The organism is Streptomyces sp. NPDC046862, assembly GCF_040704615.1.
GTDB lineage: Bacteria > Actinomycetota > Actinomycetes > Streptomycetales > Streptomycetaceae > Streptomyces.
The window spans coordinates 159,548-175,703 of sequence record NZ_JBEYXP010000014.1; the positions used below are offsets into that span (position 1 = coordinate 159,548).

15 protein-coding genes and 2 pseudogenes are annotated in these 16,156 nt (G+C 68.6%); 13 read left to right on the plus strand and 4 right to left on the minus strand.

Annotated features, from left to right (window positions below):
• Positions 1-53 precede the first annotated feature (53 nt).
• The 8 genes and pseudogenes from AB0959_RS17985 to AB0959_RS18020 all read left to right on the plus strand — a co-directional run.
• Positions 54-455: a GntR family transcriptional regulator gene (locus tag AB0959_RS17985; RefSeq protein WP_366827377.1), complete on the plus strand. Its 402-nt coding sequence runs from the start codon at positions 54-56 to the stop codon at positions 453-455.
• The gene (locus tag AB0959_RS17990; RefSeq protein ID WP_366827378.1) at positions 452-1,363 is read left to right on the plus strand and encodes an ABC transporter ATP-binding protein; all 912 of its coding nucleotides are present in this window, start codon (positions 452-454) and stop codon (positions 1,361-1,363) included. The genes AB0959_RS17985 and AB0959_RS17990 overlap by 4 nt, the downstream gene beginning before the upstream one ends.
• Positions 1,360-2,361, plus strand: coding sequence for an ABC transporter permease subunit (locus AB0959_RS17995; RefSeq protein ID WP_366827379.1), 1,002 nt, complete (start codon positions 1,360-1,362; stop codon positions 2,359-2,361). The genes AB0959_RS17990 and AB0959_RS17995 overlap by 4 nt, the downstream gene beginning before the upstream one ends.
• The gene (locus AB0959_RS18000; protein WP_366827380.1) at positions 2,358-3,272 is read left to right on the plus strand and encodes a hypothetical protein; all 915 of its coding nucleotides are present in this window, start codon (positions 2,358-2,360) and stop codon (positions 3,270-3,272) included. The genes AB0959_RS17995 and AB0959_RS18000 overlap by 4 nt, the downstream gene beginning before the upstream one ends.
• 356 nt (positions 3,273-3,628) lie before the next feature.
• Complete coding sequence (locus tag AB0959_RS18005) at positions 3,629-5,857, plus strand: RNA degradosome polyphosphate kinase (RefSeq protein ID WP_366827381.1); 2,229 nt, start codon at positions 3,629-3,631, stop codon at positions 5,855-5,857.
• Positions 5,838-6,908, plus strand: coding sequence for a CHAD domain-containing protein (locus AB0959_RS18010; protein ID WP_366827382.1), 1,071 nt, complete (start codon positions 5,838-5,840; stop codon positions 6,906-6,908). The genes AB0959_RS18005 and AB0959_RS18010 overlap by 20 nt, the downstream gene beginning before the upstream one ends.
• Complete coding sequence (locus AB0959_RS18015; RefSeq protein ID WP_366827383.1) at positions 6,905-7,360, plus strand: NUDIX hydrolase; 456 nt, start codon at positions 6,905-6,907, stop codon at positions 7,358-7,360. Before AB0959_RS18010 ends, AB0959_RS18015 begins: the two co-directional genes overlap by 4 nt.
• 276 nt (positions 7,361-7,636) lie before the next feature.
• Positions 7,637-7,824, plus strand: a pseudogene (locus tag AB0959_RS18020) (DUF664 domain-containing protein); the annotation flags it as partial.
• Positions 7,825-7,856: 32 nt separating this feature from the next.
• Here AB0959_RS18020 and AB0959_RS18025 read toward each other — a convergent pair.
• Positions 7,857-8,435 carry a GNAT family protein gene (locus tag AB0959_RS18025; protein WP_366827384.1) on the minus strand — a complete coding sequence of 193 codons (579 nt, stop codon included), beginning with the start codon at positions 8,433-8,435 and terminating at the stop codon, positions 7,857-7,859.
• 499 nt (positions 8,436-8,934) lie between these two features.
• Positions 8,935-10,626, minus strand: coding sequence for a recombinase family protein (locus AB0959_RS18030; RefSeq protein WP_366827385.1), 1,692 nt, complete (start codon positions 10,624-10,626; stop codon positions 8,935-8,937).
• A gap of 51 nt (positions 10,627-10,677) precedes the next feature.
• Between AB0959_RS18030 and AB0959_RS18035 the strand changes: the two are divergent.
• Positions 10,678-10,977 (plus strand): annotated as a pseudogene (locus AB0959_RS18035) (NUDIX domain-containing protein); the annotation flags it as partial.
• Positions 10,978-11,035: 58 nt separating this feature from the next.
• Here AB0959_RS18035 and AB0959_RS18040 read toward each other — a convergent pair.
• Positions 11,036-12,121, minus strand: a complete 1,086-nt coding sequence (locus AB0959_RS18040; RefSeq protein ID WP_366827386.1) for an IS630 family transposase — start codon at positions 12,119-12,121, stop codon at positions 11,036-11,038.
• A gap of 389 nt (positions 12,122-12,510) precedes the next feature.
• Here AB0959_RS18040 and AB0959_RS18045 point away from each other — a divergent pair, with 389 nt between their 5' ends.
• Both AB0959_RS18045 and AB0959_RS18050 read left to right on the plus strand, forming a co-directional pair.
• The gene (locus AB0959_RS18045) at positions 12,511-13,335 is read left to right on the plus strand and encodes a hypothetical protein (protein ID WP_366827387.1); all 825 of its coding nucleotides are present in this window, start codon (positions 12,511-12,513) and stop codon (positions 13,333-13,335) included.
• 202 nt (positions 13,336-13,537) lie between these two features.
• Positions 13,538-13,717, plus strand: a complete 180-nt coding sequence (locus AB0959_RS18050; protein WP_366827388.1) for a hypothetical protein — start codon at positions 13,538-13,540, stop codon at positions 13,715-13,717.
• Between the two features lie 58 nt (positions 13,718-13,775).
• On the opposite strand, the gene AB0959_RS18055 is transcribed toward AB0959_RS18050, so the two are convergent.
• Positions 13,776-14,144 carry a metal-sensitive transcriptional regulator gene (locus AB0959_RS18055; RefSeq protein WP_366827389.1) on the minus strand — a complete coding sequence of 123 codons (369 nt, stop codon included), beginning with the start codon at positions 14,142-14,144 and terminating at the stop codon, positions 13,776-13,778.
• A 249-nt stretch (positions 14,145-14,393) separates the two neighbouring features.
• On the opposite strand from AB0959_RS18055, the gene AB0959_RS18060 reads away from it, so the two are divergent.
• A complete protein-coding gene (locus AB0959_RS18060; protein WP_352246668.1) occupies positions 14,394-15,014 on the plus strand; it encodes a DUF47 family protein in 621 nt (206 codons plus the stop codon).
• A gap of 7 nt (positions 15,015-15,021) precedes the next feature.
• The gene (locus tag AB0959_RS18065; RefSeq protein ID WP_366827390.1) at positions 15,022-16,020 is read left to right on the plus strand and encodes an inorganic phosphate transporter; all 999 of its coding nucleotides are present in this window, start codon (positions 15,022-15,024) and stop codon (positions 16,018-16,020) included.
• Positions 16,021-16,156 lie beyond the last annotated feature (136 nt).

Genomic DNA, 16,156 nt, shown 5'->3' on the forward strand with positions numbered 1-16,156 from the left:
CCTTCTTTGCACCACCCTTTCACTACTCAATTAGTGAAAGGGTGGTTGTCCGAGTGGTCGAGTACCGCATCGACCGGCGCAGCGGTGTCGCCACCTACGTCCAGATCGTCCAGCAGACCAAACAGGCCCTGCGCCTCGGCCTGTTGGAACCCGGCGACCGGCTCCCCACGGCCCGCGAGGTCGTGGAGGCCACCGCGATCAACCCGAACACGGTCCTGAAGGCCTACCGCGAGCTGGAGCGCGAGGGCCTGGTCGAGGCACGCCGCGGCCTCGGCACGTTCGTACGGAAGTCACTGGGCGCCACGCCCGTCGACTCCCCTCTGCGGGCGGAGCTGGACGCGTGGGCGGGCCGGGCCCACGAGGCCGGACTCGAGCGGGAGGACGTGGCGGCGCTCTTCACCTCCGTACTCGACGAGCACTTCACCCATGACCACGGCAAGGGGGACGAGGAATGACCGGCACCGCCATGGAGGCGGCCGCCCTGGGCAGGAGATTCGGGCGGAACGGGGAGTGGGCGTTGCGCGACTGCACGTTCCGGCTGCCCGCGGGGAGCGTGTGCGCGATCGTCGGCCCCAACGGAGCGGGCAAGTCGACCCTGCTCGCCATCGCGGCCGGCCTGCTCAGGCCCACCGAGGGCACGCTGACGGTGCTCGGCACGACACCGGCCGAGGCGCGCGAGCGCTTCGCGTACGTCGCCCAGGACAAGCCCCTGTACCCCCAGCTCAGCATCGCCGAGACCCTGCGCCTGGGCGAGGAGCTCAACCCCGGACGCTGGGACCAGGCCGTCGCCGAGCGGATCGTGGCGGACGGCGACCTCGACCCGCACACCCGGGTCCGCACCCTCTCCGGCGGCCAGCGCACGCGCGTCGCCCTCGCCCTCGCGCTCGGCAAGCGGCCCGAACTGCTGCTCCTGGACGAGCCGATGGCCGACCTCGACCCGCTCGCCCGGCACCAGCTGATGGGCGCGCTGATGGCCGAGGCCGCCGAGCACGGCACGACGGTCGTGATGTCCTCGCACGTCATCGCCGAGCTGGAGGACGCCTGCGACCACCTGCTCCTCATCGGCGGCGGCCACGTCCGCCTCGCGGGCCCGCTGGACGACCTCCTCGCCGCGCACGTCCTGGTCACCGGCCAGGACGGCGACCTCGACCCGCACACCGTCGTCGAGTCCCGTACGACGGGACGTCAGCTCACCGCCCTGATACGGCCGGACGGGCCGCTCGACGACGAGTGGCGGACCACCGAGCCGACCCTGGAGGAGCTCGTCCTCGCCCACCTGCGTTCGCCCGAGGCCCCGGTGCTCACGCTCACCGGCGACGACGAGGACGACGACTGGGGATGGCCCCAGGAGGCCGCCGTATGACCGCCGTGACCACCTCGCCCGCCGAGGCACCCACCCTGCGCCGCTCCCTCAGGCCACGCGGCCTCGTCTGGACGATGCTGTGCCTGCACCGCGCGGCGCTGCTGTTCTGGACGCTGCTGGTCGCCGTGGCGGCCGGGGCGCTGCTGTGGGCGTGGGGCCCGGGGACGAGCGGGGTCTGGACCGAGTACCGGACGATGCGCTGCGCGTTCCCGGGTCAGAACACGAGCTGCGACTACAGGGGCGACGCCTACCTCGCCTTCGACCTGGCCACGTCCCTCGGGGGCCTGATCATCACGGTCGTGCCGTTCCTCGTCGCCGTCTGGGCGGGAGGTGCGCTGATCGCCCGGGAACTGGAGACTGGCACGGCGGAACTCGCCTGGACCCAGTCGGTCTCCCCGGCCCGCTGGCTGGTGGCCAAGCTCGCCGTCCCGGCCGTCCTGATCGCCTCCGGCACCGTCCTGCTCACGCTGCTGCACCGGCTGATGTGGCCGTCGGACAGGGAGCTGCTGCGGTGGCTCGGCTGGCACTGGTACGACGAGGTGGCCTTCCGGGGCAACGGCCCCGTGGCCGTCGCCCACGCCCTGCTGGGTCTCGCGGTCGGCGTGCTCGTCGGCCTGATCGTCCGCCGCTCCCTGCCCGCGCTCGGCATCAGCCTGGTCAGCCTGCTGGCCCTCCACTTCGTGCTCGCCATGGCGCGCCCGTATCTGTGGCCGTCGGTCACGCTGACCAACAAGGAGGAGTTCTCGGTCTTCAGCGGCATGCCCGTCTCCGCGGGAGGCATCACCTCCACCGGCGCCCACGTTCCCAACCCCTGCGCCGGCGAGGGCCCCGGCTGTCTCCCGCAGCACCGCATCGTCGGCTTCTACGTCGACTACCACCCCTCGTCCCACTTCTGGCCCCTCCAGATCATGGAGACCGGCGTCGTCCTCGCCCTCGCCGCCCTCGCGGTCCTGGCCTCCTTCCGGCTGCTGAACCGCCACACGGGAGACGCCGCATGATCGCGCTGACCGCCGCCCCGGCCGCCGACCGTCCTTCCTCCCGGGCACCGCGGGGTCCCAGGGGGCTGCTCTGGACCGTCCTGCGGCTGCACCGGACGGCCCTGATCCTCTGGGCTCTCGCGTCGGCCGCCATCGCCGGGTACCTGATCCGGCTGCACGCCCTCGGGGACGAGGCCCGCGCCGGCATGAGCGTCTGCGGCTCGCCGGGCACCGGGCTCCCCCTCTGCTCGACGGTCAACGCGATCACCGCCGACATGACCTACACCGGCGGGATGTCCCTGATGGCCACCGCGGTGACGTATCTGGTGTTCCCCGTGGCCGCCTGGGCCGGCGCCTCGCTGATCGGCCGGGAGCTGGAGACGGGCACGGCGGAACTCGCCTGGACCCAGTCGGTCACCCCGACCCGCTGGCTGGCCGCCAAGCTCGCCGTCCCGGCGGTCCTGATCGCCTCCGGCACCGGTGTGCTCGTCCTGCTGCACGACTGGGCCAGGCTGGACGGCGACCCGAACCTGACCGGCGACTGGTACTACCCGGACGTCTTCCTCGCCACCGGCCCGGCGGCCGTCGCGTACGCCCTCGCGGGCCTCGCCCTCGGCGCACTCGCCGGAATGCTGACCCGCCGGGCCCTGCCCGCGGCGGGGCTGGGCTTCTCCGCCTCCCTGGTGCTGTACCTCGTGCTGGACCACTACCGCGAGGACCTCCGGCCCGTGGTCACACGGATGAACCCCGTCACACCCGAGCTGCCGAGGAGCGCCTGGCAGACGGACAGCGAGTTGGGCAGCCTGACCACCACGTTCCACCCCCAGTCCCACCGCTGGCCCCTGCACCTGATGGAGACCGGCATCGTCCTGGCCGTCGCCGTCACGGCCACCGTCGCCGCGTTCGCCCTCCTCCGCGACCGCACGGCCTGACCAGCCGTACGGCCGGCCGTACGATCCGGCGGCTCCCAGTACCGGTACGCCCCTCCACGGGGGGAGGGGCGTACCAAGGGGCGCACCAAGGGGCGTACCAAGGGGGCGGCGCACCAAGGGGGCGGCGCACCAACGGGCGTACCCCCGGGAGCCTCTCCCCGCTATCCCGGACGTCATGTCTCCGTAACCGGCGATTCAGACGGCCTTGCAACGCTCGATCAATGAACCCCGCCGTGCCCGAGCCCTCGCCACCCCCGCAGAACGGGGAGAGCGCGGGGAGCGGCCGCCCCGTCGCCGCGCTCCCGCCCGCCGCTTCCGACGCGCCCGTTTTCCTGGCGGCGCGGAACAATGGGTTTATGAGCCAGCAGAACGCCGAGGCAGAGGTCCAGCACGCGCAGCCCTCCGTGGGCTCCCTAGCCGCGCACCGCCCGCACACCATCGCCGCCGTGGTCTCCGACCTGGAACCCGACATCGACGCCGACCTCGACGCCTACGAGGAGTCGCTGGACGGCGAGCAGCTGCCCCACGGCCGCTTCCTCGACCGGGAGCGCAGCTGGCTCGCGTTCAACGAACGTGTCCTCGAACTCGCCGAGGACCCCAGTACGCCCCTCCTCGAACGGGCGAACTTCCTCGCGATCTTCGCGAGCAACCTGGACGAGTTCTTCATGGTCCGGGTGGCCGGCCTGAAGCGCCGTATCGCCACGGGCGTGGCCACCCGCTCCGCCTCCGGCCTCCAGCCTCGCGAGGTGCTGGAGATGATCTGGGCCCGCTCGCGCGAGCTCATGGCACGGCACGCCGCCTGCTACCAGGAGGACGTGGCCCCCGCGCTGGCCGAGGACGGCATCCACCTGGTCCGCTGGAGCGAGCTGACCGGCGCGGAGCAGTCCCGCTTCTTCACCCTCTTCAAGAACCAGATCTTCCCGGTCCTGACCCCTCTGGCCGTCGACCCGGCGCACCCCTTCCCGTACATCTCGGGCCTCTCGCTCAACCTCGCGGTCGTCGTGCGCAACCCGGTCTCCGGCCACCGGCACTTCGCCCGGGTCAAGGTCCCGCCGCTGCTGTCCCGCTTCATGGAGGCGTCGCCGAACCGGTACGTCCCCATCGAGGACGTCATCGCCGCCCACCTGGAGATGCTGTTCCCGGGCATGGAGGTGCTGGAGCACCACACCTTCCGCCTCACCCGGAACGAGGACCTGGAGGTCGAGGAGGACGACGCCGAGAACCTTCTCCAGGCCCTGGAGAAGGAGCTCATGCGGCGCCGCTTCGGGCCGCCGGTGCGCCTGGAGGTCGAGGAGTCCATCGACCAGTACGTCCTCAACCTGCTGATCCGCGAGCTGAAGATCTCCGAGGCCGAGGTGTACCCGCTGCCGGGTCCCCTGGACCTCACGGGCCTCTTCGGCATCGCCAAGCTCGACCGCCCCGAGCTGAAGTACCGGAAGTTCATCGCGGGCGTCCACCGGGACCTCGCCGAGGTCGAGTCGGCGTCCGCGCCCGACATCTTCGCGTCCCTGCGCGAGCGGGACGTGCTGCTGCACCACCCGTACGACTCGTTCTCCACCTCCGTCCAGGCCTTCCTGGAGCAGGCGGCGAACGACCCGGACGTCCTCGCGATCAAGCAGACCCTGTACCGGACCTCCGGCGACTCCCCGATCGTCGACGCGCTGATCGACGCCGCCGAGGCCGGCAAGCAGGTCCTCGTCCTCGTCGAGATCAAGGCCCGCTTCGACGAGCAGGCCAACATCAAGTGGGCCCGCAAGCTGGAGGAGTCCGGCTGCCACGTGGTCTACGGCCTCGTCGGCCTGAAGACCCACTGCAAGCTGTCCCTGGTGGTCCGCCAGGAGGGCGACACCCTCGTCCGCTACTCCCACGTCGGCACCGGCAACTACCACCCCAAGACGGCCCGCCTGTACGAGGACCTGGGTCTGCTGACGGCCGACCCGCAGGTCGGCGCGGACCTCTCGGACCTGTTCAACCGGCTGTCCGGCTACTCCCGCCGCGAGACCTACCGCCGTCTCCTGGTCGCTCCCAAGTCCCTGCGCGACGGCCTGGTCTCCCGGATCCACAAGGAGATCCAGCACCACCGCTCGGGCCGGCCGGCGTACGTCCGTATCAAGGTCAACTCGATGGTGGACGAGGCCCTCATCGACGCCCTGTACCGCGCCTCGCAGGAGGGCGTGCCGGTGGACGTGTGGGTGCGTGGGATCTGCGCCGTCCGGCCGGGCGTACCGGGGCTGTCCGAGAACATACGGGTACGGTCCGTGCTCGGCCGCTTCCTGGAGCACTCCCGGGTCTTCGCCTTCGGCAACGGCGGCGAGCCCGAGGTGTGGATCGGCAGCGCCGACATGATGCACCGCAACCTCGACCGCCGTATAGAGGCGCTGGTGCGCGTCAAGGACCCGGCCCACCGGGCGTCCCTCAATCGCTTCCTGGAGACCGGCATGTCCGATGCCACGTCCTCCTGGCACCTCGGTCCGGACGGCGAGTGGACCCGGCACGCGACGGACGGCGAGGGCCAGCCCCTGCGCAACGTCCAGGAGATGCTCATAGACGCCCGGAGGCGCCGGCGTGGCAACGCAACACCTTGACCCCACGGACCCCATGGCCGGGCCCGTCACGGCGGACGCCCTGGCGGCCTATCTGCGGGCCCAGGCCACGGAGTTCCTCCGTGCGCTGCGGGCCCAGCGGGACACCGGCGACGGAGGGCCCCCCGCCCGGGGGAAGTCACGGGTGGGGGAGAACGGTTCCGAGGAGTCCGCCGACGCGGCGCTCGCCCTGCGCCGCTCGGCCCGCCGCATCAGCGGCACGCTGCACACCTACCGCCCCCTGCTCGACACCGACTGGTCCGAGGGCATGCGCCCCGAACTGGCCTGGCTGTCCGGCACACTGGCCCGCGAGCACGCGTACGCGGCCCGTCTGGACCGCCTGGTGACGGCCCTGAACCGGCTGTCGGGCGCCTCCCCCTTCCCCGGGCGGTCACCGGGAGCCGCGGCCTCCGCGGGGGACGCCACGAAGGGCAACCTGACGGTCGGCGCGGCCAAGGCGGGCGCCCTGCTGGAGCGCCAGCTCACCCTGGCCCGGACCCGCGCCCACTCCGCCGCCCTCCAGGCCCTCGGCTCCTCCCGCTTCCACGCGGTCGCCGACAGCGTGGCCGTGCTCGCCAGCGAGGTGCCGCTGACCCCGGCGGCGGACAAGGCGGACCTGCGCCCGCTCGCGAGGGCCGCGTACGAGCGGCTGTGCGACGCCGTCTCCGGCCTGCCTCTGGTCGCCGCGGGCCACCCGTACAACGCCGAGGCCCTGATCCACGGCCTCTCCCCCGACCCCGCGCCCCACCCGCAGGACGCCCCCTGGCACCAGGTCCGCCTGCTGCTGCGCCTGCACCGCTACGCCCACGAGGTGCTGCTCGGCAAGGACGCCCCCGTCGACGTACGCCTCCTCGCGGCCGGGCAGGCCCTCAACCGGCACCGGGACGCGTCCGAGGCGGCCGCCGCGGCGGCGTCGGCGGCCCGCACCCCGCGCATCGCGCCCGCGACCGCGTACGCCCTCGGGGTCCTGCACGCCGACCAGCGGCACGAGGTGGAGGCGTCCCGGTTCGTGTTCCAGCAGTCCTGGCAGAAGGAAGCGGTGAGCACCCGTTGAGTGACGACACTGTTTACGCGGCCGGCTGTGTCCTGTGGCGCCGCTCCTCCTCAGGCAGCGTCGAAATGGCCTTGGTCTTCAGGCCCAGGTGGTCTGACTGGTCCTGGCCCAAAGGGAAGCTCAAGAAGCAGGAGGCGGCTCGCGCGGCCGCCGTGCGCGAGGTGCTGGAAGAGACCGGCCACACCAGCCGACTTGGATCGGCGCTGCCGCCTTCCCTCTACGTCGACCACACGGGCCGAAGGAAGGAAGTCAAGTACTGGGCCGCAGAGTCGACCGGTGGAGCCTTCACTCCCAACGACGAAGTGAGCGAGCTGGTCTGGCTACCCCCGGACGAGGCTCGCGAACGCCTGACCTATGAGCGGGACAGGGAGCTGATCCCTCCGGCACTCGCGGCCATCGGCTCTGACCAGCACAGGGGCCCTGCTCATACTGACGAGGGCGACGGAAGCTGAGCTTCGCGGACAAGCGGACCGGCCCTGAGCTGTGGGTGGTGAGTCTGGCCGACCGCAAGCCGAACATCGGGAGCGAGGAACCGGTGCTCTCAGCTGACGGCCCTTGTCAGGACGTACATGCCACCCTGCGAGTGCTGGTCACAAGTTGCCCTCCAGCGGCGCGTGACAGGCTCATGCCCTGTGATCGATGATTTCGCGAAGGAGTACCTGCACAGCGATCTGTGCAGGATGCGCGAGGCGCTACTCTGAAAACTCGACGGGCTCTGCGAGTACGACATCCGCCGGCCTCTGACCTTGACGGGTACAAACCTCCTCGGGCTGGTCAAGCACCTGGTGATTTGGGAGTCCAGGCACTTCGGCGAGGTCTTCGACCGCCCGTTTCCCGAACTTCTGCCCCGGTGGGACGACGCGGGGGGCGCGGCGCCGACATGTGGGCAACCGAAGACGAGACGCGCGAGGAGATCACCAACCGCTACCGTCACGTCTGGGACGGAACTTAGTGGGTGGGAACCGGCTCGGACGACGACTGCCACTCCCGCCTGAGCAGCCCGTAGACCCACGAGTCGGAGACGTCGCCGTTGACGACGCAGTCTTCCCGCAACCTCCCCTCACGCACGAAGCCGAGCTTCTCCAGCACGCGGGCAGAAGCCACATTGCGCGTATCGGCCTCGGCTTGGACGCGATTCAGGTCCAGCGTGTCGAACGCCCACCCCAGCAGAGCGCGCGCGGCCTCGGTCGCGTAGCCCTGGCCCCACGCTGCATCGTCGTAGCAGTAGCCGAGCGACGCGCTGCGGAAGTCCGGATTCCAACTGTTCAGGGTGCACCAGCCGATGAACGCGCCGTCGGAGACACGATCCACGGCCAACCGTGCCCCGGTGCCCTCCTGTGCCATCCGCCGGCAAGCCGTGATGAACTTCTCGGCGCGCGAGCGTTCGGTCCACGGTGACGAGTCCCAGTAACGCAGGATGTGGGCGTCGCTGTGCAGTGCGAAGAGGTCGTTCACATCCGCGTCTTCGAAGGCACGCAGTCGAAGACGCGCGGTGTGCAACGAGGGGGTGGGCAGCGACGCCCTCATGTTCCCTCCCTGGTCGGTGGCCGACCAATCAGACATCCGATGCGGGTCAGTCGCAACGGGTTTACTCGGCAGGCTGGCAGACGTGTCCGTTCATCGGCACGACCGAGCGCCCCCAGAGGGCGGCATCTGAGGTGATGCCCGGTTTGGCTTTCGGTTGGGCTGAGCAGCCTGGTTGCGGCCCGCCGGAGGGGCTGCGGCCGTGGCAGGGGTGAACAGCCCCTTCTCGGTCTCGGCCAGAGACCCTGCGACCGCAGCGCCTGCGGACGACCCTCGGACCAGGTCCGCCGTCACTGCTGCACCGACCGGACACTCACTTGTAAGTCCTTTGCGATCAACACGCTCTTATCACCGCGCTCGAACCGTTCAGCCGCCTGAAGCCGCACTGCTCGCGAGACTATTGCCGTTCGGCGGTCGGACCGCCGCCTTGCGGATACCGCACCCCGAGGTCATACAGCAGAGGACCAAGGACCTCAGCCCCTACGACATCGCGAGTTGAAGCTCAGTAACTGCTCTCCTTACGCCAATTGACCTTGAGTAGGTCGGGGTCGAACGGGGCCTTGTCGCTCACCCCCTCGGGCACCGGTAGGACAGTGACGGACACGAGCACCTGAGAGATGACCTCTTTCTTCTCTTCGAGGTTCATACCCTTCCACTTCTCCCCGCTCCAATCTCGAAGTAGGTTGCGCTTAACCTCCCTAACAAGGTGATCGCTCTCTTCTTCTTCAAGCGTCTCGATGCTCCTGTTGAGCCGCATCAGCAGATCGTAAACGTCTCCCCAGTCTCCCTTGCCTTCCGCTACAGAATCCTCGATCTTCATGCGCTGGTCTCGCAGCCTGGCTAGCTTCGCCGCTCCCCTGTATGGGGTTGTCTTGGGCTTGGTGCCCTTGAAGCGCTTGTCCAGATCAGCGAGAACAAGGCCTTCCAGATATGCGTCCACTGCTCCTACTCGACGACCGACGCCCTTACAGTTCGGATCGTTACACCGATAGTAATCGCCATACTTGGCGTTTTTTCCGGATGCAGCATTCCCTACCATCTTGGAATAGCACGGCTCGCCAGCCAAGTTCATGCGACCACAGCGGAGGGTTCCCGAGAATAGGTACTTCCCGACGCGGAAAACCTCCGCCGCTTCCGCTGCGACGGCGAGAGGCTTCTTCATGCCTCGATGAAGGGAGTGCGACTTCACCGCTGCCATGATCTGTTTCCAGGTCTCATAGCCAATGCCGTCACCGCCCTCTTCTTCAGGGCGAAGGTCCGCGTGTTCCCATGCACCGATCTTCGGCCTGCCCTCACTGTCCTTGACAAGTTCACCGTCAAGGACTCGGCCACCCCACCACGCCGGGTTAGTGATGATGGCCTTGACCGCCTGGTCGCTCCAGCGTCCTCCCCTGACAGACTTGATGGGCTTTCCCTCAAGGTCCTTCTGGCTGGCAACCCATCGTGTGATTGAGCCCCAAGAGCGACCCTCAGCTCGCATCTTGACCATAGTGATCACGCAGGGCCACTCAGCAGCGTTCTTCTTCTCGTTGTTGAGTCGGCCGGTTCGTTTGTCGCCTCCGAGCCAGCCGAATCGGCGCGGGCCACCAGGAACCCCGCCTTCCTCCGCGCGGTCCTTGGCGTTCCGTACCGCGCGCTTACAGATCTTCCGTACCTCTGCCTCACCAGTACCAGAGGTGACCAGGCCGGTGATGACCGTGTCGTCGTCAACAACGTTGATCTTCGTCGTACCTTCGACGAAAATGCCGGTGCCGTTCATAGCCAACGCATCTTGCAGGGCGACGAAGTCACGGGGCAGGCGGTACACGCGCTCTCGTTCGACGGCAATGCATCCCTTCAATGGAATGCCGGTCTCCTCTTCCTCACCATGCGTCAAGTCCCTCACCATCTGAAGGAACGCCGGCCGCACCACCTCACGCTTGGCAGCAGTGACGTTGTTGTCCTCGTAGCAGACGACGACGGCATAGCCGCACAGCTCCGCGTTGCGGGCGTTGTTCTTGTGCTGGCGGCCAACGCCGATGGCGTCACCGTTCAACCGGTCGGCTGAGATGCGGGCCATGGAGGCGATGGGCGTTCTCCCGCCCAGCCACTCCTCAACGGTGCCCCCCTTGTCGAGGTGGGCCTTCAGCTCAGGTGCGATGAAGGAGCGGGAGAACGTCTTGGACGGACGTGCCGGGTTCCTGGTGTCAATCATGTGACTCAGCGTATTGCACCGTATTTATCGATGTACTAAGTCTCGTTGTTCCCCAAGGGCAAGTTGAAGCAGGGCGAGGAGCCGCTGGCCGGGGCGCTGCGCGAGGTCGAGGAGGAGACCGGGTTCCGCTGCGAGCCGGGGGCGCGGTTGCCCACGGCCCACTATGTGGCGAACGGGCGGCCCAAGCAGGTGAGTTACTGGGCGGCCGAGTCGGGCGAGGGGCACTTCGTGCCGAACAACGAGGTGGACCGGGTGCGGTGGCTGTCGCCGGCCGCCGCTCGTGAGCGGTTGACCCAGTTGCGGGACCGGTACCTGGTGGACGAGTTGCTGGCGGTCCTGCGCCACGCGTAGGGACGTCGCACACGCGCAGGGACTTCGCGCGCGTCAAGGACTTCGCGCCGTACGCCGGCTAGTGAGCCGGTTCGGAGATGCGTGAGCAGTAGCGGCAGATCCGGTCAAGGATCTGGTCGGCGGTCTTGGTCCATTTGAACGGCCGGGCCTCGTTGTTCCAGATCTTGATCCAGTCTTCGAGTGCGGCCTTGAGGCTGTCCAGTGAACAGAACACTCCGCGCTCCAGGCAGCGCCGCTCCAACTCGGCGAACCACCGCTCGACCTGATTGATCCACGACGAGTACGTGGGGGTGAAATGCAGGCGGAAGCGGGGATGCGCAAGCAGCCACGTGTGCACCACCGGTGCCTTGTGGGCGGAGAGGTTGTCGCAGATCACGTGGACCGCCAGGCTGGGCTCGGTCTGGCGGTCGATCTCGTCGAGGAAATCCCGGAAGTCCACGGCCCGGTGCTGCGCGGACAGCTTCGTGATCACCTTGCCCGTCGCGGTGTTCAGGGCGGCGAACAGATCGACCGTGCCGTGCCGGACGTAGTCGAAGCTGCGCCGCTCGGGCACTCCGGGCAGCATCGGCAGCACCGGTGCGGTCCGTTCCAGAGCCTGGATCTGCGGCTTCTCGTCCACCGCGAACACCGCCGCGTTCGCCGGCGGGGCGAGGTAGAGGCCGACGACATCGCGGACCTTGTCGATCAGAAGCGGGTCCGGAGAGATCTTGAAGGTTTCGGCCCGCCATGGCTGCAGGCCGAAGGCGTGCCAGATCCGCAGCACGCTCGCTGGAGAGATGCCCACGACCCTGGCCAGCTCCCGCTTCGACCAGTGCGTCGCCCCCTGGGGGGTCTCCTCCAGCGTGCGCACCACCACCTCCTCCACCTGGGCGTCGGTGATGGTGCGCGGCACCCCCGGACGCGGCTCGTCGCTGAGCCCGTCCAGCCTGTTGTGCAGGAATCTCGCCCGCCACTTGGTCACCGTGCCCCGGTTGACGCCCATTCGCGCAGCCACCGCGGTGTTACTGCCGCCGTCCGCGCAGGCCAGCACGATCCGTGCCCGCAGGGCCAGGCCCTGCGCGGTCGTCCGGCGCCGGGCCCATCCCTGCAACGTCCGCCGCTCGGCATCGGATAACACCAGCGGCGCAAGTCTGCTGTCGCCCATCCCCACAGCAGACCGCAAACCACCAGCCCCGTCACCGCCCAAGCCGCAATGCGAAACGGAACACGACTCATGTGGCGATGACAGAACTCAAAACCGGCTCACTAGAGCGGCGCCGCCACGTGTCCCTCCGCGTCGGTCCTCGCCTGACTTCGTGCTCTGCGTGCCGGCCCGCGCCATCCGCAGGTGCACTTGGCCACACAGAAGCGGCCCTGGTCGACGGTGGTCGTGCGGTGTTCTGAGGACTGGGCGATCCCGTGCTGCTGCGCCACGATCGACAACGTTACCCAACGCAAGTGAACGAAAGGTAAGGCGCGTGACGGCAGCCGCCACCCGTCGTTAGCCCGAGGACAGAAGGGACCCGGGACGGACCGGCTGGGGGTTGGCGGGCGATGGTGGCGTGGCAGCACGGACGACGGGTCGCGACGGCTGTCGCGGCAGGGCTCATGATCTGCGGCAGTGGCTGCGCGGGCCACGGTCACTCCGAGGACGCGCGCGCGGCCGATCCCGTGGAGGAACTGCGCCGGGCCGTCGGCGCCCTGGTGAGCGCGGGCTCCTCCAAGGCGCTGACCTCGATGGAGATGGCGACGGGCGGCACCCGCGTCACGATCCGCGGGGAGGGTGTGTACGACTACGCAAGGCGGCTCGGCCGGCTTCAGGTGCGGTTGCCGCAGGACCCGGCCGGGACCAGCGAACACCGCCCGATCACCGAACTCCTCGCTCCGGGCGCCCTGTTCATGAAGAACCGCGGCGCGGGAGTGCCCGCCGACAAGTGGGTGCGCGTCGACACGGCCACGCTCTCCGACGGGAACCTGGTGACCGGCGGCGCGACCGATCCCTTCGCCGCTGCCGAGGTGCTGCGCGGGGCGCGTACGGCGACGTACGTCGGGGAGGCGACGGTGGCGGGCACCTCGGTGCGGCACTACCGGGGGACCGCCGACCTTGCGGTGGCCGCGCGGAGCGCCTCCGAGGGCAACCGGGCTCCGCTGCGCGCGGCGGCGAAAGGGTTCGCCACCGCCGAAGTCCCGTTCGACGCCTATGTCGACCACCAGGGCCGCATCCGGAAGATCCGCCACCGCTTCAGCTTCGTCAACGGGCAGCAGAAGGACACGGTCGCGGTCGCCTCGACGACCCTGCTGTACGGCTTCGGGGTGCCCGTGACCGTGACGCTGCCGGACTCGAAGGACATCTACGCGGGGAAACTCGCCGAGAACTGATGAGAACCCGCGAGAACCCGTGAGATCCCGTGAGAACTGAGCCGAAAACCGACTGGCGCGGCGGCGCGTCGGTACTCTCGACAACGGGACCCCGGGCCACACGGGCCGTACCGGGCGGGCGGCAGGAATAGCCCGTTGGTGCCATGCGCGGTGTGTAGGGCGCTCCCTACTCTAGGAAGTCGGTGACGGCAGAGAAGAGGTGATGCACGTGGCTCCGGCAGGCGGTACGACGGTTCAGGACCACGTGGCCCTCGCCGAGATCGAGCTGTGCGGCGAACTGATCATCGCGGCCTCGGCCGCCCGTGAGGAACGTCTCAGCCTGATGCGCATCGACGAGGTGCTGAAAGTGGCCGAGGAACGCGAGGAAGCCGCGGGCCGCTGAGCAACATCCCTGGTGTCCGTAGGCCCGGAACCCCTGGTGTCCGTAGGCCCGGAACCGGTCAGGTCCGCAGCAGGCGCCCGATGGCCTTCGTGGCCTCGTCGACCTTGGCGTCGATCTCGTCCCCGCCCTTGAGCGCGGCGTCCGCGACGCAGTGGCGCAGGTGCTCCTCCAGGAGCTGGAGCGCGAAGGACTGCAGGGCCTTGGTGGAGGCGGAGACCTGAGTGAGTATGTCGATGCAGTAGACGTCCTCGTCGACCATGCGCTGCAGGCCCCTGATCTGGCCCTCGATGCGGCGCAGACGCTTGAGGTGTTCATCCTTCTGCTTGTGGTACCCGTGCACGCCACGGTCGTGGTCCGTCACCACGGCGTCCGCCGTGTTCACGGTGTTCTCGGAGGGCGCCGTCGCGCCGGCCTCGGTGGTCGTCATCGCGTCCTCCCACAGACGTGTACCGGCATATACCCCAGGTAGGTATATGGTAACGAACTTTGCTGGGTAGGGGGTCCTTTGGCCACTGCCCTTTCGGCAGCCCTCACGGGCTGCTGTCCCGCCCCCGTGCTGAGCATTCTGACCGATGGGCGAGACTGGGGGACGGCCCGATAGCCGTGGCCGGATGTTGCACCTAGCATCAGCCTGACCATCAGCCCGACCGAAACCGAAGCACCCCAAGGACCCCACGTGCGCTTTCGTCTGACCCCCAGGGAGACGAGCTTCTATGACATGTTCGCCGCATCCGCGGACAACATCGTCACGGGCTCGAAACTCCTCATGGAACTGCTCGGGGCGGACACCGCCGGCCGGGCCGAGATCGCCGAGCGTATGCGGGCCGCGGAACACGCAGGTGACGACGCCACGCACGCGATCTTCCACCAGTTGAACTCCTCGTTCATCACGCCGTTCGACCGCGAGGACATCTACTCCCTCGCCTCGTCCCTCGACGACATCATGGACTTCATGGAAGAGGCCGTCGACCTGGTCGTCCTCTACAACGTCGAGGAACTGCCCAAGGGCGTCGAGCAGCAGATCGAGGTTCTGGCGCGGGCCGCGGAGCTGACGGCGGAGGCCATGCCGCACCTGCGCACGATGGAGAACCTCACCGAGTACTGGATCGAGGTGAACCGCCTGGAGAACCAGGCGGACCAGATCCACAGAAAGCTTCTTGCGCACCTCTTCAACGGCAAGTACGACGCCATCGAGGTCCTCAAGCTCAAGCAGATCGTGGATGTGCTGGAGGAAGCGGCGGACGCGTTCGAGCACGTGGCGAACACGGTGGAGACCATCGCCGTCAAGGAGTCCTGAGCCCTTAATGGACACCTTCGCACTGGTCGCGACCATCGGAGTCGCGCTTTTCTTCACGTACACGAACGGTTTTCACGACTCGGCGAACGCGATCGCGACGTCCGTGTCGACGCGGGCGCTGACGCCGAGGGCGGCGCTGGCGATGGCCGCGGTCATGAACCTGGCGGGCGCCTTCCTCGGCAGCGGGGTGGCGAAGACGGTCAGTGAGGGCCTGATCCAGACCCCCACGGGCTCGAAGGGAATGGGCATTCTCTTCGCGGCCCTGGTCGGCGCGATCACCTGGAACCTGGTCACGTGGTACTTCGGCCTGCCGTCCTCCTCGTCGCACGCGTTGTTCGGCGGCATGGTGGGCGCGGCGCTGGCGGGGGGTACGACGGTGTACTGGACCGGGGTCCTGGACAAGGTCGTCATCCCGATGTTCGTGTCGCCGGTGGTGGGCCTGCTGGTCGGCTACCTGGTCATGACGGCGATCATGTGGATATTCCGCCGGGCCAACCCGCACAAGGCCAAGCGGGGCTTTCGCATAGCCCAGACCGTCTCGGCGGCGGGCATGGCCCTCGGGCACGGTCTCCAGGACGCGCAGAAGACGATGGGCATCGTGGTGATGGCCCTCGTCATCGCGGACGTCGAGGACTACGGCGATCCGATCCCGGTGTGGGTGAAGGTCGTGTGCGCGGTCATGCTGTCGCTCGGGACGTACGCGGGTGGGTGGCGCATCATGCGCACGCTGGGCCGCAAGATCATCGAGCTTGACCCTCCGCAGGGGTTCGCGGCGGAGACCACGGGGGCGTCGATCATGTTCACCACGGCGTTCCTCTTCAAGGCGCCGATCTCCACGACGCATGTCATCACGTCGGCGATCATGGGTGTCGGGGCGACGAAACGTGTCAACGCGGTCCGCTGGGGCGTGGCCAAGAACATCATCCTCGGCTGGTTCATCACGATGCCGGCCGCCGCGGCGGTGGCCGCCGTCAGCTTCTGGATCGTGAACCTGGCGTTCCTGTAGGCCACCCCGCACGGGGCTCCGCCCCGGACCCCGCTCCTCAAACGCCGGAGAGGCTGAATTACGCGGGGAACTGCACGGCTTTCAGGGGCGCGGGGAACTGCGCGACCAGCCACACCCAACCCGCACCAAGCCGCCC

What these genes read in the sequence shown, in the direction of transcription:
- AB0959_RS17990 (WP_366827378.1), top strand. Translation starts at nt 452, where the DNA reads ATGACCGGCACCGCCATGGAGGCGGCCGCCCTGGGCAGGAGATTCGGG.
- AB0959_RS18040 (WP_366827386.1), bottom strand. Translation starts at nt 12,121, where the DNA reads ATGGGCGACAGCAGACTTGCGCCGCTGGTGTTATCCGATGCCGAGCGG.
- AB0959_RS17995 (WP_366827379.1), top strand. Translation starts at nt 1,360, where the DNA reads ATGACCGCCGTGACCACCTCGCCCGCCGAGGCACCCACCCTGCGCCGC.
- AB0959_RS18045 (WP_366827387.1), top strand. Translation starts at nt 12,511, where the DNA reads ATGGTGGCGTGGCAGCACGGACGACGGGTCGCGACGGCTGTCGCGGCA.
- AB0959_RS18005 (WP_366827381.1), top strand. Translation starts at nt 3,629, where the DNA reads ATGAGCCAGCAGAACGCCGAGGCAGAGGTCCAGCACGCGCAGCCCTCC.
- AB0959_RS18055 (WP_366827389.1), bottom strand. Translation starts at nt 14,144, where the DNA reads ATGACGACCACCGAGGCCGGCGCGACGGCGCCCTCCGAGAACACCGTG.
- AB0959_RS18065 (WP_366827390.1), top strand. Translation starts at nt 15,022, where the DNA reads ATGGACACCTTCGCACTGGTCGCGACCATCGGAGTCGCGCTTTTCTTC.
- AB0959_RS18025 (WP_366827384.1), bottom strand. Translation starts at nt 8,435, where the DNA reads ATGAGGGCGTCGCTGCCCACCCCCTCGTTGCACACCGCGCGTCTTCGA.
- AB0959_RS18000 (WP_366827380.1), top strand. Translation starts at nt 2,358, where the DNA reads ATGATCGCGCTGACCGCCGCCCCGGCCGCCGACCGTCCTTCCTCCCGG.
- AB0959_RS18030 (WP_366827385.1), bottom strand. Translation starts at nt 10,626, where the DNA reads ATGATTGACACCAGGAACCCGGCACGTCCGTCCAAGACGTTCTCCCGC.
- AB0959_RS18050 (WP_366827388.1), top strand. Translation starts at nt 13,538, where the DNA reads ATGCACGTGGCTCCGGCAGGCGGTACGACGGTTCAGGACCACGTGGCC.